At 62.5% G+C, this 16,474-nt stretch carries 13 protein-coding genes; 6 read left to right on the top strand and 7 right to left on the bottom strand.

All coding sequences use genetic code 11. The annotated features are described in order from the left end of the window. Positions 1-14 precede the first annotated feature (14 nt). Positions 15-2,063 (top strand): RNA polymerase sigma factor RpoD, encoded by a 2,049-nt coding sequence (rpoD, locus tag WKV53_RS21790; RefSeq protein ID WP_341406925.1) that lies wholly within the window; start codon positions 15-17, stop codon positions 2,061-2,063. 259 nt (positions 2,064-2,322) lie between these two features. On the opposite strand, the gene WKV53_RS21785 is transcribed toward rpoD, so the two are convergent. The 6 genes from WKV53_RS21785 to WKV53_RS21760 all read right to left on the bottom strand — a co-directional run bounded on the left by WKV53_RS21785 (position 2,323) and on the right by WKV53_RS21760 (position 6,953). After that, entirely contained in the window at positions 2,323-3,138 is an 816-nt protein-coding gene (locus WKV53_RS21785) for a TerC family protein (protein WP_341406924.1), read from the bottom strand. Positions 3,139-3,199: 61 nt separating this feature from the next. Beyond that, positions 3,200-4,105 (bottom strand): DUF808 domain-containing protein, encoded by a 906-nt coding sequence (locus tag WKV53_RS21780; protein ID WP_341406923.1) that lies wholly within the window; start codon positions 4,103-4,105, stop codon positions 3,200-3,202. Between the two features lie 101 nt (positions 4,106-4,206). Further along, complete coding sequence (locus WKV53_RS21775) at positions 4,207-4,623, bottom strand: SufE family protein (protein ID WP_341406922.1); 417 nt, start codon at positions 4,621-4,623, stop codon at positions 4,207-4,209. 443 nt (positions 4,624-5,066) lie between these two features. After that, on the bottom strand, positions 5,067-5,252 hold the full coding sequence (locus WKV53_RS21770; RefSeq protein ID WP_341406921.1) for a hypothetical protein: 186 nt from the start codon (positions 5,250-5,252) through the stop codon (positions 5,067-5,069). 76 nt (positions 5,253-5,328) lie between these two features. Next, a complete protein-coding gene (locus WKV53_RS21765; protein ID WP_341406920.1) occupies positions 5,329-6,132 on the bottom strand; it encodes a PDZ domain-containing protein in 804 nt (267 codons plus the stop codon). A gap of 41 nt (positions 6,133-6,173) precedes the next feature. Further along, the gene (locus WKV53_RS21760) at positions 6,174-6,953 is read right to left on the bottom strand and encodes a hypothetical protein (RefSeq protein WP_341406919.1); all 780 of its coding nucleotides are present in this window, start codon (positions 6,951-6,953) and stop codon (positions 6,174-6,176) included. Positions 6,954-7,089: 136 nt separating this feature from the next. Here WKV53_RS21760 and WKV53_RS21755 point away from each other — a divergent pair, with 136 nt between their 5' ends. Both WKV53_RS21755 and WKV53_RS21750 read left to right on the top strand, forming a co-directional pair. Continuing rightward, a complete protein-coding gene (locus WKV53_RS21755) occupies positions 7,090-8,817 on the top strand; it encodes an ABC transporter ATP-binding protein (RefSeq protein ID WP_341406918.1) in 1,728 nt (575 codons plus the stop codon). A gap of 32 nt (positions 8,818-8,849) precedes the next feature. Beyond that, complete coding sequence (locus WKV53_RS21750; protein WP_341406917.1) at positions 8,850-10,037, top strand: redoxin family protein; 1,188 nt, start codon at positions 8,850-8,852, stop codon at positions 10,035-10,037. Between the two features lie 6 nt (positions 10,038-10,043). On the opposite strand, the gene WKV53_RS21745 is transcribed toward WKV53_RS21750, so the two are convergent. Next, positions 10,044-10,796 (bottom strand): GYF domain-containing protein, encoded by a 753-nt coding sequence (locus WKV53_RS21745; protein ID WP_341406916.1) that lies wholly within the window; start codon positions 10,794-10,796, stop codon positions 10,044-10,046. A gap of 199 nt (positions 10,797-10,995) precedes the next feature. Between WKV53_RS21745 and WKV53_RS21740 the strand changes: the two genes are divergently transcribed. The 3 genes from WKV53_RS21740 (at position 10,996) to WKV53_RS21730 (ending at position 16,469) form a co-directional block, all read left to right on the top strand. Next, the gene (locus WKV53_RS21740) at positions 10,996-11,565 is read left to right on the top strand and encodes an ECF-type sigma factor (protein WP_341406915.1); all 570 of its coding nucleotides are present in this window, start codon (positions 10,996-10,998) and stop codon (positions 11,563-11,565) included. Further along, positions 11,562-13,724, top strand: a complete 2,163-nt coding sequence (locus tag WKV53_RS21735) for a serine/threonine protein kinase (protein ID WP_341406914.1) — start codon at positions 11,562-11,564, stop codon at positions 13,722-13,724. The genes WKV53_RS21740 and WKV53_RS21735 overlap by 4 nt, the downstream gene beginning before the upstream one ends. A gap of 141 nt (positions 13,725-13,865) precedes the next feature. Next, positions 13,866-16,469: a LamG domain-containing protein gene (locus tag WKV53_RS21730; protein ID WP_341406913.1), complete on the top strand. Its 2,604-nt coding sequence runs from the start codon at positions 13,866-13,868 to the stop codon at positions 16,467-16,469. Positions 16,470-16,474: the final 5 nt, after the last annotated feature.

Here is a 16,474-nt window from a genome sequence, read left to right as displayed (position 1 = left end):
CCTTCCTACTTTCCATGTCCACCAAGAAAGCTGCTTCCGCTGCCAAATCGAAGGCCTCCAAGCCGACGTCCAAAGCGAAACCCGCGCCCGCTAAAAAGCCAGCTCCTGCCCCGGCGAAAGCCACCAAGAAGCCGGCCGCGCCCGCGAAGCCCGCCAAGAAGCCGGAAGCCAAGCCCGTGGCCAAGAAGCCAGCTCCGAAGGCCGCTCCCGCCAAGCCAGCCAAGCCCGCACCGAAGGCAGCCGCTCCCGCCAAGGTCGAGAAGGCACCTGCCAAGGCCCCGGTGAAAGCCGCCGAGAAGCCGAAGGCCGTTGAAGCGCCCAAGAAGGTCGCTCCGGTCGCCGAGAAGAAGGGCGAGGCGAAGAAAGTCGAAGCCAAGAAGGGCGACTCCAAGCAGGCAGACGCCAAGAAGGTCGTTGCCGCCGATGCCCCGGTCCGCGCCGATGGCGACAAGCCGCGCATCGACACCCCTGAGATCCAGGAAAAGATCCGCGAACTCATCAAGCTCGCCAAGGAGCAGGAGTACCTCACCTACGACGACATCAACGAAATCCTGCCGAACGACCTCGTCGAACCGGCAGACGTTGAGGCGATCATGGAGCGACTCCGCAACATGGAGTTCGACATCATCGACGCCTCCGAGGTCGACCGCTTCAAGGACAAGAAGCGCGACGCCGACGATGACATCGACGACGATGCCAAGGACCAGAAGCTCGATATCCTCGACGACCCGGTCCGCATGTATCTCAAGCAGATGGGCCAGGTCCCGCTGCTGACCCGCGAGCAGGAAGTTGAAATCTCCAAGCGCATCGAAGACGCCGAGATCGAAGTCGCCAAGCAGCTCCACCTCTTCGGCTTCGTTTCCGAGTGCTACCTCGAGCTCGCCGACAAGCTGCTCAAGGGCAAGGAGCGCTTCGACCGCGTCATCCTCGACAAGAAAATCGAGAGCCGCGAGCGCTACATGAAGATCCTCCCCAAGCAGTGCGAGCAGCTCAAGCAGCTCCACGAGGAGAACGAGGATCTCTTCCGCCAGATGTCCGCCAAGAACCCGCGCGGCAAGAAGAAGCTGGAAGAGCAGTTCGAGAAGAACCTCCAGACCCTCCATCGCCTCTACACCCGCTTCTACTTCAAGCAGAAGGTCGTCGAGGACTTCTGCGAGCAGGTCGAGGACTACCAGCAGAAGTTCTGGAAGTACGGCCGCAAGGTCCAAGCCGATCCCGAGGACAAGGAATTCGTCACCAAGCTCCGTGAAGTCCAGCAGCGCTGCTGGCACGAGGTCGAGCAGTTCGATGAAACCAACAAGCGCCTCCGCCACTGGCTCAAGGAAGCGCTCAAGGCGAAGACCGAGATGGTCGAGGCCAACCTCCGCCTCGTGATCTCGATCGCGAAGAAGTACACCAACCGCGGCCTCTCCTTCCTCGACCTCATCCAGGAAGGCAACATGGGCCTCATGAAGGCGGTCGAGAAATTCGAATACCGCCGCGGCTACAAGTTCTCCACCTACGCCACCTGGTGGATCCGCCAGGCCATCACCCGCTCGATCGCCGATCAGGCCCGCACCATCCGTATCCCGGTGCACATGATCGAGACGATCAACAAGCTGATGCGCGTGCAGAAGCAGCTGGTGCAGGAATACGGCCGCGAACCTTCCCCGGAGGAAATCGCCGAGGAAATCCACCTTCCCGTCGAGCGTGTCCGCGCCGTGCTCAAGATGGCCCAGCAGCCCATCTCGCTGCAGGCCCCTGTCGGCGACTCCGATGACACCTCCTTCGGTGACTTCATCGAGGACAAGACCGCCGACAACCCGATGGAGGAAGCCGGCTTCTCGATGCTCAAGGACAAGATCAAGGACGTCCTCGACACCCTAACCGAGCGCGAGCGCGAGGTCCTCGAACAACGCTTCGGCCTCAAGGACGGCTACAGCCGCACCCTCGAGGAAGTCGGCCGCCAGTTCCAAGTCACCCGCGAGCGCATCCGCCAGATCGAGGCCAAGGCCCTCCGCAAGATGCGCCACCCCACCCGTATCCGGAAGCTCGAAGGATTCATCGAGCTCCCGGGAGCGTAACAAACGTCTTCCACAAAAAGGCCGGCCTCTCACGAGGCCGGCCTTTTTCTTTCGCATATACCGCCGCTCTCCCATGTAGCGGCGCGTCTATGACCGTCGCACTTCAGCGGCCATAAGCCGCATCGTGAGATCCTTCTCTTGTCCCAACGGGACTACGCTCCAAAGCCCTGGGTTGCCGACGCAGGAGGCTACCCAGGGTAAAATGCCAACCATTGACCTACGCCAAAGGCGTTGAGGAACAGTTGGAGCTCACCGGCTTTCACTCCTTCACAATCTGCTGTACCACCGTCCCCTTCGACCGCAGCTTGATGTTCAGCAGCTCCACCGCCAGCGAGAACGCCATCGAGAAGTACACATACCCCTTCGGAATGTGGAAGTGCAGTCCCTCCGCCATCAGCGCCGTCCCGATCAGGATCAGGAACGAAAGCGCCAGCATCTTGATCGTCGGATGATCCGACACGAAATCGCTGATCTTTCCGGAAGCCAGCATCATCACGGCGATCGAAATCACCACCGCCACCATCATCAGCGACACCCGCGTCGGATCATTCACCATCCCCACCGCCGTGATCACCGAATCCAGCGAGAAGATGATGTCGACCACCGCGATCTGAATCAGCACCGCCCCGAAGCTCACCAACTTCTTCGGCTTGCCCGGCTCATCCTCCTGCCCATCGAACTTGTGGTGGATCTCCTTGGTCGATTTGTAGATCAGGAAAAATCCACCCAGCAGCAGGATGATGTCCTTCAACGAAATTCCCAGAACTCCCTGGTGCAACTCAGCATCAGGCATCATGTCCCACAGCACGGGATGAACCTTGAGATGGAAAAGCGGCTCCTTCAGCCCCATCAGCCACGTGATCGAAAGCAGCAGCAACAAGCGCGCGAACATCGCCAAGCCCAAGCCCATCAAGCGCCCGGACTTCCTCCGCTCCGCAGGCAAGCGATCCACCAGGATCGAGATGAACACGATGTTGTCGATGCCCAGCACGATTTCCAGCAGCGTAAGCGTCAGAAGCGCGCCATAGGCCTGCGGATCAGCGAGCCATTGAAAATCGATCAAGGAAGCAATCATGCGAAAGAAAAAGGAATCAAAGCCGCTTTCAGCAAACGCGGCGAGGCATTTGCCGCGCCACTCAATGCGCTTTCTTCCCGCGCAGCTTCATCAGCGGATGCAGGATCGCCAGCACCACCGCACCGACGGCGATGCCGAACAGGGCGTTGAAAAGCCCCTCGGCCAGTGATTTCCCAAGCCCACCCCAGGAGCTGACCAAATGCTCGATCCAGTGATGCACCGGACCGATGCCGTGGACGAGGATCTGTCCCCCCACGAGGAACATCGCCGCAGTGCCAACCACCGACAGCCCTTTCATCATGAAGGGTGCGGCCCACAAGATAGCGCGTCCCACTCCTTGAGCCGACGATGACTTTCTCCGGCTTAAATGAAGACCGAGGTCGTCCAGTTTCACGATGCCCGCCACCAGACCATACACGCCGACGGTCATCACCACCGCGATTCCCGAGAGCACCAGCGCCTGCTTGGCGAAGGTTTCATGCGCCACAACGCCGAGCGTGATGACGATGATCTCCGCGGACAGCACGAAGTCCGTGCGGATCGCTCCTTTGATCTTCGCCTTCTCATCCACCTCACCGCCCTCCAACTCGGAAATCTCCTTCTCGGCCTCCACCTCCGTTTTCTGCCCGCGATGAGCGAATTGATGCACCAGCTTCTCGACGCCCTCATAGCAGAGATAAGCGCCCCCGAGCATCAGCAGCGGCGTCACCGACCCTGGCGCAAACTTGTTCAGCGCAAGCGCCGCCGGCACCAGGATCAGCTTGTTGACGAAGGATCCCTTCGCCACCGCCCACACCACCGGCAACTCGCGCTCCGCCACCACCCCGCTCACCTGCTGCGCATTCAGAGCCAGGTCATCCCCCAGCACGCCCGCCGTCTTCGACGCCGCTGTCTTGGTCATCACCGAGACGTCATCCAGGATCGACGCGATATCATCCAGCAGTGTCAGCAAACTCCCTCCAGCCATACCCGCGCATCATGACCTGCACATGGCCTGCGGGGGCAAGGTCAAATGGCCGTGGAAATCGCCACGGATTTCCTACTTGGCTCCTGGGATCGTAGGGTTTGTCAGGCCGCGCTGAACTCCAGCGCGCGCTGCTTCATCTGCGTGGCCATCAGATTGAGCGCATTCGCCCGGGTCGGAGCCAGGTGCTCCTTCAGCCCGGTCTTGTCGATGAAGGAAAGGTCCGCAGACAGAATCGCATCCGGCGTCTCATCATCCAGCACCCGCACGAAGAGTGCGATCATGCCCTTCGTGATCACCGAGTCGGAGTCCGCGACATAGCGGACCTTGCCGTCCGAGATCCGGGCATCCAGCCACACCTGCGACTGGCAGCCCTTGATCAGCTTATCGGCGGTCTTCATCTCCTCCCCCATCGCCGGCAGCTTGCGGCCGAGTCCGATGACGTACTCATACCGCTCCTGCCAGTCCGGGAAAAAGGACAGCTCCTCAAGGACCTCCTGCTGTTTGTCAGCGATGCTCATCGCGCCGACAGGGAAAGGCCGCAGGCCGTGGATTGCACGCGGAAAGTCATGCCACGCAGGTTAGCGGTCCCACTATCGCACCGGGCCGGGCAAAACCGGCCCGCTTCCCCCGAGATCGGGAGAATCCGATGACAGGATCGTAGTGTTCGAATGCCGGGCGCCGTGCTTCCCCTTCCCGCCAAAGAGCGAGCAGGAACTCAACCCGCAGGCTGAACCAAGCAGGAGAACCAGAAAACCGGTCAGCTTCAATTTCATCGTCGTGGTTGTTGCGGGACCGCCCCCAAGACACCAGCACCTTGCCCGGGCTGCGGCTGGCTCCAAGAGGTCTTCCGGGAACCGGAAGTGGGCGGCACCGGTTCTTGCTTCACACACGATGGTGCGAGCACGGCGGCAACCGCAGCGGCAAAGATCAGGCGCATGGCAAACTCGCGGTCACCCGGGGATTAGCGGCGTGGCTGCTGCGGAAGCGCGCCAAAGGCTCCGCCCCCCTGCCCGGCCTGGGGCTTGTTCCACGGAATCTTGCTGGAGGTGGAGGGCGGTGGCACCGGCTTGTGGCCCGTTTCTTCTTCTTTATCAACGCAGGACGGCGATAGCAAGGCGACGGCGACAGCGGCAAGGATCAGGCGCATGCCCGGAACATAAAAAAGCCTCCGCGGCTTGCAAGCTCGCGGAGGCTGGGAAAGTCAGGATGACGTGACGGTCAGATCAGTTCGTGGCCGGAGCGGCCAGAATCACGCGGTCACCCGGCTGAATGCGGGCACCGGGAGCCACGCTCTCCTTGTCGATCTCAGCGATCGTCTGGGAAGGCTCGATGGCGGACGGCTGAACCTCGGCGATCAGGCGACCATCACGCTTCACCAGCAGTTTGGTCTGCGGGGTGAAGCCGGTGTTGCTGCCGGCGCCGATGATCACGAAGCCCCACTCCTCATTCACTGCGGTCACCACGGACTCCATGGCGTTACGGCGAATGCGGGCATTGCGGGCGGTATCACGCTCGTTGACGCGGACGATCTCGGCCTGGTTGGCTTCCACGGCCTTCTGGGCCGCTTCGACCAGGGCTTGGACTTCGGCGAGCGCCTTGGTCTTGGCCTTCTTGTCTTCCTCGATCTTCACGACTTCGCCGGGCAGATCTTCGAGGGACACACCCACGCCCTTGAGGATTTCGTCCACCTTCTTGCGGATTTCATCAAGCTGGGAGAACTTGGTCTTCTGTTCGTCCAGGGTCGCTTCCGCCTTCTTCGTGTTGGCGATGGTGGTGCGCTCCTTGCCCTTGAGGGTTTCGATGGAGGCGGTGAGTTCGTCCTTCTTCTTGGTCGCCTCTTCCAAGGCGGCCAATTCCTTTTGAAGTTCGGCGTCCTTGTCGTTGCCTTGGGCCGTCACCTTCTTGTTTTGATCGATGGTGGCGATCTTTTGGTTCTGCTGGTCAACGAACTTGTTGTAGCTCGAGTAGGAGAAAAAGGCGGCCCCGCCGGTGACGAGGAGCGCGAGAACGTAGAAAATGGCTTTCATGCGGGTTTGGAAATCTGGTGCTGGATATCCGGGGCTTTAGTTCACTTCTTTTCGCCATCAGCGCCGGGGACCACGCGGTCACCCACCATCAGGGTCGTTCCCTCGGCGAGCGAGTCCGGCACGATCTCAGCCGCGGCGCGACCGGATTCCACCGAACTGACGCGGAGCTTGGCGACCACCGCGCCGTCGCGGACGACGTTGAGCGGCGATCCGGAAACCACACCACCGGCGTTGCCAATCGGCAGGGTCACGAAACCGTAAGCCGGGAAGATCTGGCTGATCCGGGTGGAAGAGAAGAAGGAGCGCTTGTTGGAGTAGTTGCTGTCCTTCACGCGGTAGGAGGAGATCACACCCTCGGTGCGGGTCTTCTCGCCGGTGAGGTCCGCGAGCTTGGCCTGGTTGGCGTCGATGTCATCCTTCAGCTTGGCGAGGTCCTGGCTGGTGGTCTTGATCTTGTCGACCATCTCGTCGATCGGACCGAGCTCCTTCATGCCTTCCTCGATGCTGGCGATTTTCTTCGCGTTCGACTCAGCCTGGGCTTCCTTTTCAGCCAGCGCCGACTCGAGGCCGGAGTTCTTCTTCTTCTGCGCGCTTTCGGTCTCGGTCAGGGACGCGTTGGTCTCATCGGTCGACTTGTGCTCCGAAGCGGTCGCAGTGTACTGCTTCGAGAGGTCCTCCAAGCGAGCCTCCGACTTGTGCAGTCGGCTCTCCTCGGTCTTGCGTGCATCAATTTCGGCCTCGTACTTCGTTTTGTTTTTCGAAGCGATAAAAGCGGCTGCGGCGAGCACAATGGCAGTTAGAATGGCAAATACGTTGGCCATGGGGTTTTGACGGTGACTGGTTGGGTCTTGTTCTAAGGCGCAAACTAGGGACGCGTGCTCCGGCCCGGCAACACCAAATTTCGCGATTGTGTCACGTGGATTTACAAAGGATGCACACCGCACCAACAGCCCGCCGATGAATTCCGTCCTGCGCGTCTTTTCCTACCTCCGCCATTATCCCGGACTCGCCACTGCCCAGCTCTGCTGCGCCGTCGGCATGACCCTCGCCGTCTTCGTGTTCCCGAATGCCACCCGGCACGTCATCGACACCATCATCCCGAACCCGGCGCGCCACGGCGAATTCCCCTTCTGGATCGGCCTCGCCCTCCTCGGCTTCCTGCTCAAGGACGGCCTGAATTCCCTGAGGATCTTTATTAACAACACTTTCGAACAAAAAGTCATCTACGACATCCGCTCCGACCTCTACGCCAAAATCCAGCGGCTCCCCCTGCGCTGGTTCGACACCCGCCGCACCGGCGACGTCATGACGCGGGTGGTCGAGGACGTGACCAATATGGAGCGGGTCCTCATCGACGGCATCGAGCAGGGCCTGGTGGCGGTCCTGCAGGTCATTGGCGTCGGCATTTTCCTCTTCATCCTGAATGCCAAGGTCGCCCTCTGGGCCACCATGCCGGTGCCCCTGCTCGCCGTGGGTGCGTGGTTTTTCTCAACCAGGGGCCGCGACCGCTACCGGAACCAGCGCGACGCCTCCTCCGACCTCAATGCCATCCTCCACGACAACATCTCCGGCATCCGCCAGATCAAGGCCTACGCCGCGGAGGAGGCCGAGCACGGCCGCTTCAATCACTACTCGGAGGCCCTCCGCCAGGCCACGCTCCGGATGATGAAATGGTGGGCCATCTATTCGCCCACCATGTCCTTCGTCCGCATGACCGGCTACGTCTTCGTGCTGGCCCTCGGTGGCCGGGCAGTCATGGAAGGCTCGCTGAAAATCGGCGATCTCACCGCCTTTTTCCTCTCCCTCTCGCTCTTCTACGAACCGATCGACCGCCTCAATGGCCTGAACCAGATGATCCTCTCCGGCCGCGCCGCAGCCGACCGGGTCTTCGAGATCGTCGATTCCGAGGACGAGCCAAATGCCTCCGGCGGCGCCACCCTCCCGGAGAAAATCCAGGCCCACGTCCGCTTCGAAAACGTCTCCTTCGCCTACGGGGACCAGCCCACCCTGCACGAGGTCGATCTGGAGGCCCGTCCCGGCCAAACCATCGCACTGGTCGGCTCGACCGGCGCCGGCAAATCCACCGTGCTCTCCATCCTCACCCGCTTCTACGAGCGCGACAGCGGCTCGGTCACGATCGACGGCATCGACATCGCCACCCTCTCGAAGGCCTCCCTGCGCGACCGCCTCGGCTACGTGACCCAGGAGCCTTTCCTCTTCAATGGCACCGTCCGCGAGAACCTCGCCCTCGCGAAACGCAATGCCACCGACGCCGAAATGTGGTCCGCCCTCAATGCCGCCCATGCCGAAGCCTTCGTGAAAGACCTCCCCCAGCAGCTCGATACCAATGTCGGCGAGCGCGGCGTGAAGCTCTCCGGCGGGGAAAAGCAGCGCCTCTCCATCGCCCGCGCGCTCCTGAAAAACGCCCCCATCCTGCTACTGGACGAGGCCACCGCCTCGGTCGACAGTGAAACCGAGCGCCAGATCCAGGACGCGCTCGACCGCCTCATGGAGAACCGCACCGCCTTCGTCATCGCCCACCGCCTTTCCACCATTCGCAATGCCGACAAGATCTACGTCCTTGAAAAAGGCCGCGTGATTGAAGAAGGAACCCACGACGAATTGTGGTCACGCGGCGGCAAATATGCCGAGCTGTGCCGGAAGTCCTTTCTTCATCAACAATAAGCAAAACCGCCTCCGGGCGTCGTTGAAATCCCGTGAAAACTGCCTACGCCTCCCTCTTCCTCGCCGCCGCCCTGCCTGCCTTCGCCCAGAAGCAAGGCGACGCGGTCACCCCTGACACCCTCGGGAAACTCGAGTGGATCAAGGGTTCCGCCCCCACCGCCTGGGAGCCGGGCAAGGTCTACGTCCTCGAGTGCTGGGCCACCTGGTGCGGCCCCTGCATCGCCGCCATCCCGCACGTCGACGAGCTTTACGACAAGTATCAGGAAAAAGGCCTGCGCGTCATCGGCGTGAACGTCTGGGAAGACGGCAAGGACAAGGTCGAAGAGTTCGTGAAGAACAAGGGCGACGGCATGTCCTACCCGGTCGCCTACACCGGCAAGGGCGGTGCCTTCGAGACCGAATGGCTCAATCCCGCCGGCGTCACCGGCATCCCGCACGCCTTCGTGGTGAAGGATGGCAAGGTGGTCCTCACCACCCACCCGATGGGAATCACCGAGTCCCTCATTGAGGGCCTGCTCGCCGGCGGCGACGCGGAAGCGAAGGCGCTCGAGGGAGTCAAGGAAGGCCAACGCAAGCAGGTGGAAGCCAGCAAGGCTCTCCATGCATTCCGGACGGCCACCATGGCGAAGGACGTCCCCGCCATGGATGCTGCCTTCGCTGACCTGAAGAAGCTCGATCCCGAAAGCCGCACGCTGCCCCTTCTTGAGCTCGACCTCTTCATGGGGAAGGGCGACTGGACCTCCGCCGAGTCCTCTCTCGCCAAGTTGTCCAGCGAGCCGATCGCGGCCTCGGTCGTCACCTCCACCGCCCAGAAAATCACCCAGACGCCGGATGTCCCGGAAAGCTTCCGCAAGGCCGTGGCTACCACCTTGGCCAAGCAGCTTGAAAAGGGCGGCCACCCCGTGCAGTACCACATCCTGGCCAAGGTCCAATGGTCGCTCGGCGACAAGGAAGCCGCCAAGGCAACCGCCAAGCAAGCGGTCGAAGCGACCAAGACACCGACCGGCAACAAGATCCCGTCAGCTCCCTTCGAGAAGTTTGCCGAGGCACTTGAGAAAGACGAGCTGCCAACCGATCAGCAGATGACCGCTTGGATTCGCGAGGCATCGCCACAAACCGCACCGACAGGCGCTGTCGCTCCGCAGCCCGCACCGGCAGCAACGGCCACGCCGCAATCCGCACCGGCAGGAACGGTCGCTCCCCAGCTGAAAGGAGAGTGACCCGGATCAGCGCTCGGGCAGGGCGGACTTCCGCAGGTCGTTGAACTGCGTGGTGATCTCCTGCAGCATTCCCGACTCCTTCAATTCACCGAAGGCACCCACGCCGGCAGCAACCGAAAGGCCAATGCCGGCGATCAGCGTACCCCAGTAGAGAACGGCCACCAGCTTCCCGGCGGTGTCCAGCTTCCGGCCCACCGAGTAGCCCGCCGGGCACGCCAGCAGGCGGTATCCCAGCCAGATATTCAGCACCGGCACCAGCAGGCCGAAGAACCACAAGCCGCTCATTCCCACGTTGCGGAAGCGCTTCACCACCGTTGCCAGCGACAGCAGCCCGGCCAGCGGGAAAATCACCGGCGGCAGGTACTTCTGGAGATTCCCCGGCACATGCGGCTGGAGGAAAGGCAGGGCAAACTGCCAGGCCACGATCAGAATCACCGGCACCACCAGTGTGCCCATCAGGTAGCCCATCCGGCCCGTGCCCGGAAAGTGAGCCTTGGGGATCGGCTTGGATTCGAAGGTGCCCGTGCTCGCAAAATCTCCGGAGGCATCCATCGATCCGCCTTCCTTGACCGCCCGGCGCTCGAACAAGCCCTCAACCTCGCCCGCCGGCTCCCAATCGCTCAGCGTGGTGGTCCAGACCATGTCATTCCGCGGGTCCAGACGCCCCGACTTGGCCAGCTCGAGAAGGTAGTCGAAACCCACCGGGCCGTATCGTTCGCCACCGGCTGAAAAGAACCACTGTTGCTGCTGGGCCGTCATTGCCCCCTTTAAATATCTAAAAATTCCGGGATGGTCAAACATCAAGGCTCGGCCCGAATCCGCCTCTCCCGCCCTCCCCTGCGGCACTCTTCGCCCCCGAACCTCTTCAGCGACAAGTCTCCGACCGTTCCACAGGGGCCTCGGCACCCGCGCCCTCCCGCATCGACAAATTTCGAACCTGCGGATTAATTTTATCGGTGTGGAAGAACTGACCCGGATTCTTCAATCGGCGAGCGGCAACAGCACCCTCATTTCCGCCGAGCTCCTGCCGCTCGTCTACGATGAACTCCGGAGCCTCGCCCAGAGACGGATGTCCACCATCCCGGCCGGCGAAACCCTGCAGGCCACCGCCCTCGTTCATGAGGCTTGGCTCAAGATCTCCGGTGACGAGAGCCGCCCTTGGGAAGGACGTGCCCACTTCTTCCGCGCCGCCGCCCAGGCAATGCGCCACATCCTCGTCGACCGCGCCCGCGCCAAGGCACGGCTGAAGCGCGGCGAAAACATGGAGCTGCTGGATATCGAGGTCCACGGCCTCGACGTCCCCGCCGCCACGCTCGATGAGCGGGTCCTGCTGGTCGATGAGATGATGACCCGCCTGGAGAAGGAGGAGCCCGAGTGCGTGCGGGTGATTTCGCTCAAGTTCTTCGGCGGCCTTTCGAACCACGAGATCGCCACCATGGATGGCGTCACCGAGCGCACCGTGGAGCGCCGCTGGGCCTACGCGAAGACCCGGCTCTATCACATGATCCGCCAGGAGACCGCGCGATGATCCCGTCGATCAACGAGATGCTCTTCACCGCCGCGGCCAGCTTCCGCGAATCGGCCGTGCGCCGCGCCTTCCTCAAGTTCGCCTGCCAGGGCGATGCCGCCCGCCTCCGGCAGCTGGAGGAAATGTTAGAGATCCAGCAGGATGCCGAAGACTTCTTCGATCTTGAACCGGCGGAGGTGGAAACGGTGGACTCTCCGGCCGAAGAAGAATCCGGCCTCGGCGCCTGCATCGGCCCCTATCACCTGATCGATCGCCTCGGCGCCGGCGGCTGCGGCGTCGTCTATCTGGCGGAGCAGCGCGAACCGGTGAAGCGGAAGGTCGCCCTCAAGATCGTCCGCCTCGGCATGGACACCGAGAACGTCGTCGCCCGCTTCAATCTCGAGCGCGAGGCCCTCGCGCTGATGGACCATCCCAATATCGCCCGCGTGCTTGATGGCGGCGCGACTCCATCAGGTCGCCCCTACTTCGTGATGGAGCTCGTGGACGGCGAGAGGATCACCGCGTTCTGCGATCGCAAGCACCTCGGCATCCGCGCCCGCTTGGATTTGTTCACCCTCGTTTGCGAGGCCATCCAGCACGCCCATCAGAAGGGCGTCATCCATCGCGACATCAAGCCATCCAATGTCCTCGTCCGCGAGCTTGAAGGACGCGCCGAGCCGAAGGTGATCGACTTCGGCATCGCCAAGGCCGCCGCTGGCAGTCTCGACGCGGAAGGCACCATGACCCTGTCCGGTCAGCTCATCGGCACCCCCGCCTACATGAGTCCCGAGCAAGCGGAAGGCGGCGTGGACATTGATACCCGCACCGACATCTACAGCCTCGGCGCCCTGCTCCGCGAGTTGCTCACGGGCAGGCCGCCTTTGACTCACGATCACTTCAAGGACCGGGGTCTCGAGGAAATCCGCGCCATCGTCCGCGAAGGCGATACCGTCGCACCATCCGTCCGCCTCAGGGACATCCCCGCCGATGAGATGGAAACGATCGCCCGTGAACGCGGGGTCGATCCCCAGCGCTTGCCCTCCCTTCTGGCGGGCGATCTCGACTGGATCGTCATGAAGGCCGTCGAGAACGAACGCCATCGCCGCTACGAAACGGCCAATGGACTCGCGATGGATGTCCGGCGCTACCTGAATGAAGAGCCGGTCCTCGCCCGCCCGCCGAGCCGCCGGTATCTCTTCACCAAGCTGGTCCGTCGCAACCGCGTGACCTTCGCCGCCGCCGGCATCGCCTTGTTCGGCCTGTTAGGCGGCCTCGCGCTTTCGACGTGGCTCTTCTTTCGCGAACGCGATGCCCGCAACGAGCAGGCCCGGCTGCTTCTGGTAGCGGAAGCCGGAGACCTCGTTTCGCAAGCGGCCGTGCGGCTGAAATACAATGACGAGAAGGAGGCGGATAAACTCCTGGAAGGCCTGCCCGTCGATCGCGTGCCACGTTCGCTCGAAGCCGCCACCACCTTCATGCGGGTGGCCAACTGGAACCTGACCAAGGGGAACCTGCAAACCGCCGCCAAGCGCTTCAACGCACTCGGGCACGTCCTCACCAGCGTGGACATGACGGACTCGGAGCACATCTCCTTCGATCTCCTTTCCGTCCTCACCGCCGTCTGCGAATGGGGCGAGCCCGGGCAATTTGAAGAGTTGCGCATGCTCGCCATCAAGCGCTTTGCCAATTCGGCCAATCCGATCGTAGCGGAGCAGGTGGTGAAGGCGACGCTGATGAAACCCGCCGACCCCACCACCTTGGAACGGCTGAAGCCGCTGATCAAAGTTCTCGAGGATTCACTCGATGAACCCCTGACCGGAAAGGGACCTCACATGGTAGCCTGGCGGCAATTCTCGCTCGCCATGATCGCCTACCGGCAAGGCCGCCTGGATGACGCCGCCGAATGGGCACAGCGCAGCCTCGATATCGGTGCCAAGAGCGAAAACGACAGCGCCCATCGGAAAGTCTCCAATCAGCTGGTCCTCGCGATGGTGGACATGCAGCAGGGCCGCGCCGCAGCCATCCCGTCCGCCTTGAAGGACCTGCGCAAGGAGGTCGACCAGTGGACCAAGCCACCGTTGCAACTCTACAACGCCGACGGGACCCTCTGGTACAACCAATGGGCCGTCCTGATGCTCCTCCGGGAAGCGGAAAAGATGGCGACGGAAAAGGGCGGCTGAGGCTGCGAACCGCAGCCTTTTTCATGCGCGCGAAAAAAGTGCGTCGGGTTCGGGGGCGAGACGTCGTCCCTTGATACTGGAGGGATGCGTTCGTCTGCGGACGGACCTCAACCCGTTCCCTCCGGTAAAAACCCAAAACCCATGAAACGCTACCTCCTACCGCTTGCCACCGGCATTTGCGGCCTGGCCACTCCCGGCCACGCCACCTTGGTCGCCCACTACAAGTTCGACGAACCCGCCGCCGCGACCACCGCTGCCAATGCAGTACCGGGCAGCTCCACCGGCGCGGTAGGCTCCCTAGTGACCACTGGCGTCGCCGGCATCGCGGGAAATGCCTACAGCTTCGGCGGTGCCACCTCGAATCAGGCGGACATCGTGGATATGGCGAATGCGTCCTTCTTCCCAGCTCTCACCACCAGCGGCAAGCTCTCCTTCACCGCTTGGGTGAAGACCAACGACACCACCGGCAATCGCAACACCGTCGTCTTCGCCGGCGATAACACCGCCACCGCGGTCTATGCCGACCTCGGAGTCGCCGCAGGTCAGGTCGGCTTCCTCGGCTCCGTCAGCGCCCGCAACCGTCCCGTCGGCTCCGGCGGTGCGCAGTCCACCGGCATCTTCAGTTCACCAGCCGTGCCGGCCGTGAATGACAATGCCTGGCACCATCTCGTCATGACCGTGGACCTGTCCGCGTCCAAGATGGAGCTCTGGGTGGACGGAGTCCTCGCCAATACCCAGACCCTGACCACCCTCGCCCTGCCGGTCTTCAACAACTTCGAAATCGGCCGCCTCGGACGCAGCGCCCCGACCGATCCCTACCAAGGCCTCGTCGATGACGTGCAAGTCTACGATCACGCCCTGACCGCCGCACAGATCGGCTACCTCAAGAATCACCCGGGCCAAGCCTACACCGATGCCGACTCCGACGTCGACGGCCTCACCGACGCCTGGGAAATCCAATACTTCGGCGACATCACCGCCCAGTCCGGTACTGATATCGGCCCCGACAATGACGGCGCCACCAATGCCGAAGAGCTCGCCGCCGGCACCAATCCCACCATCGCCGACACCGATGGCGATGGTCGCACCGACGGCGCGGAACTCCATACCGCGCCCCTCACCAATCCACTCGACGCGGACTCCGATGACGACGGCCTCAGCGACGGCATCGAGGTAAACCTCCCCGGCCCCGGCACCGATCCGAACAATCCAGACACGGACTTCGACAACCTCCCGGACGGCTGGGAAATCGCCAACACGCTCAATCCGAAGAGCGACGTGGGCGACAACGGCACCTTCGGCGATCCTGACCACGATGGACTCGACAACGTGAGCGAGTATAACTCCGGCCTGAACGGCACCAATCCCAAGGACGCCGACACCGATCACGACGGCTACACCGATCGCCAGGAAGACCGCGCCGGCACCTGGACCGGCATCGTTGCTCCGGATCCCCTGCCCTTCACCGGCACCGATCCGCTTAATCCTGACAGTGACAACGATGGCCTCCTGGATGGCCAGGAAAACCCCGACTCAGCCTACGTCGCCGGCGTCACCGCGGGCACCAATCCCAACCTCTTGGACACCGATGGCGACGGCTTCAACGACAAGGCCGAGTTCACCTTCGGCAGCAATCCCAAGGATTCCGTCTCCGTCCCAACCGTCTCCAGGGGACTCGTCGCCCACTACAAGTTCGACGAAGCCGCCGCGGCTTCCACCGCCGTCAGCGCTTTGGGCAATAGCCCGGGAGCCGTGGGCTCCGCAGTCACCACCGGCCAGACCGGCATCGCAGGCAATGCCTATCGCTTCCACAACCTGACCGGCCAAGCCGACATCGTCGACATGGGCAATGCGCCCTTCCTGACGGACATCCTCGCGGCGAAGGCACTCACCTACACCGCATGGGTCAAGTCGACCGACACCTCAAGCGGCCGCAATACCATCATCTCTGCCGCGAACAGCACCCTCGACAACAGCTACGTCGACATGGGCATCGCCGGACAGGTCGGCAATGTCGGCGCACTCAGCGGACGCCTCCGGCCGAATGGCAACGTCAACATCGCCGAGATCTTCAGCAACACCGCTCCCAACACCGCCTTGGTCAACGATGACGTCTGGCACCACGTCGCGTTCACCATCGATCTCGCCACCACCAGCACCAAGCTCTACGTGGACGGCGTGCCCACCGGCCAGAACACCGCCATCCCCTTGGCCGCGTTTCCCGTGTTCAACAACTTCGAGATCGGACGTCTCGGCCGCAAGGCTCCCACCGATGCGCTCGACGGGCTCATCGATGACGTGCAGATCTACAACGAAGCCCTTTCCCCCGCCCGCATCGCCGCCCTTCATAATACTCCCGGCATCTCGGCGGATGAAGATCACGACCGGCTCGATGACCAATGGGAAATCACCTTCTTCGGCAACATCACCGCACAGAACGGCCTCGGTGATCCCGATGGTGATGGCTTTAACAATGAAGCCGAGGAAACCGCGGGAACCTCACCCGTGAGTGCAGGCGCCACCACCATCACCTCCATGGGCTTCATTGGCGGCGACTACGTCATCCACTTCTCCGGATCTCCAAACGCCACCTTCCGCGTCACGAAATCCACCACCCTCGGTGGCTTCGCCGAGATGGCTCCACCGGTCACCGCCACCACCGATGGCACCGGTGCGGGTGTCGCGACAGTGCCCGCCGCCCAGGCCACAGGCGCACGGGGCTTCTATCGCCTTGAGAACCCTTGAGCCGG

Origin of the sequence: Luteolibacter sp. Y139, from assembly GCF_038066715.1 — a bacterium.
Taxonomy (GTDB): domain Bacteria; phylum Verrucomicrobiota; class Verrucomicrobiia; order Verrucomicrobiales; family Akkermansiaceae; genus Haloferula; species Haloferula soli.
The sequence above is the reverse complement of the archived record's forward strand: the minus strand, read 5'-3'. Positions and strand labels throughout refer to the sequence as shown.

Bases quoted from the DNA above. Each gene is read 5' to 3' on its own strand.
- rpoD (WP_341406925.1), top strand. From the start codon at position 15: ATGTCCACCAAGAAAGCTGCTTCCGCTGCCAAATCGAAGGCCTCCAAG.
- WKV53_RS21780 (WP_341406923.1), bottom strand. From the start codon at position 4,105: ATGGCTGGAGGGAGTTTGCTGACACTGCTGGATGATATCGCGTCGATC.
- WKV53_RS21775 (WP_341406922.1), bottom strand. From the start codon at position 4,623: ATGAGCATCGCTGACAAACAGCAGGAGGTCCTTGAGGAGCTGTCCTTT.
- WKV53_RS21770 (WP_341406921.1), bottom strand. From the start codon at position 5,252: ATGCGCCTGATCCTTGCCGCTGTCGCCGTCGCCTTGCTATCGCCGTCC.
- WKV53_RS21730 (WP_341406913.1), top strand. From the start codon at position 13,866: ATGAAACGCTACCTCCTACCGCTTGCCACCGGCATTTGCGGCCTGGCC.
- WKV53_RS21785 (WP_341406924.1), bottom strand. From the start codon at position 3,138: ATGATTGCTTCCTTGATCGATTTTCAATGGCTCGCTGATCCGCAGGCC.
- WKV53_RS21765 (WP_341406920.1), bottom strand. From the start codon at position 6,132: ATGAAAGCCATTTTCTACGTTCTCGCGCTCCTCGTCACCGGCGGGGCC.
- WKV53_RS21760 (WP_341406919.1), bottom strand. From the start codon at position 6,953: ATGGCCAACGTATTTGCCATTCTAACTGCCATTGTGCTCGCCGCAGCC.
- WKV53_RS21755 (WP_341406918.1), top strand. From the start codon at position 7,090: ATGAATTCCGTCCTGCGCGTCTTTTCCTACCTCCGCCATTATCCCGGA.
- WKV53_RS21735 (WP_341406914.1), top strand. From the start codon at position 11,562: ATGATCCCGTCGATCAACGAGATGCTCTTCACCGCCGCGGCCAGCTTC.
- WKV53_RS21745 (WP_341406916.1), bottom strand. From the start codon at position 10,796: ATGACGGCCCAGCAGCAACAGTGGTTCTTTTCAGCCGGTGGCGAACGA.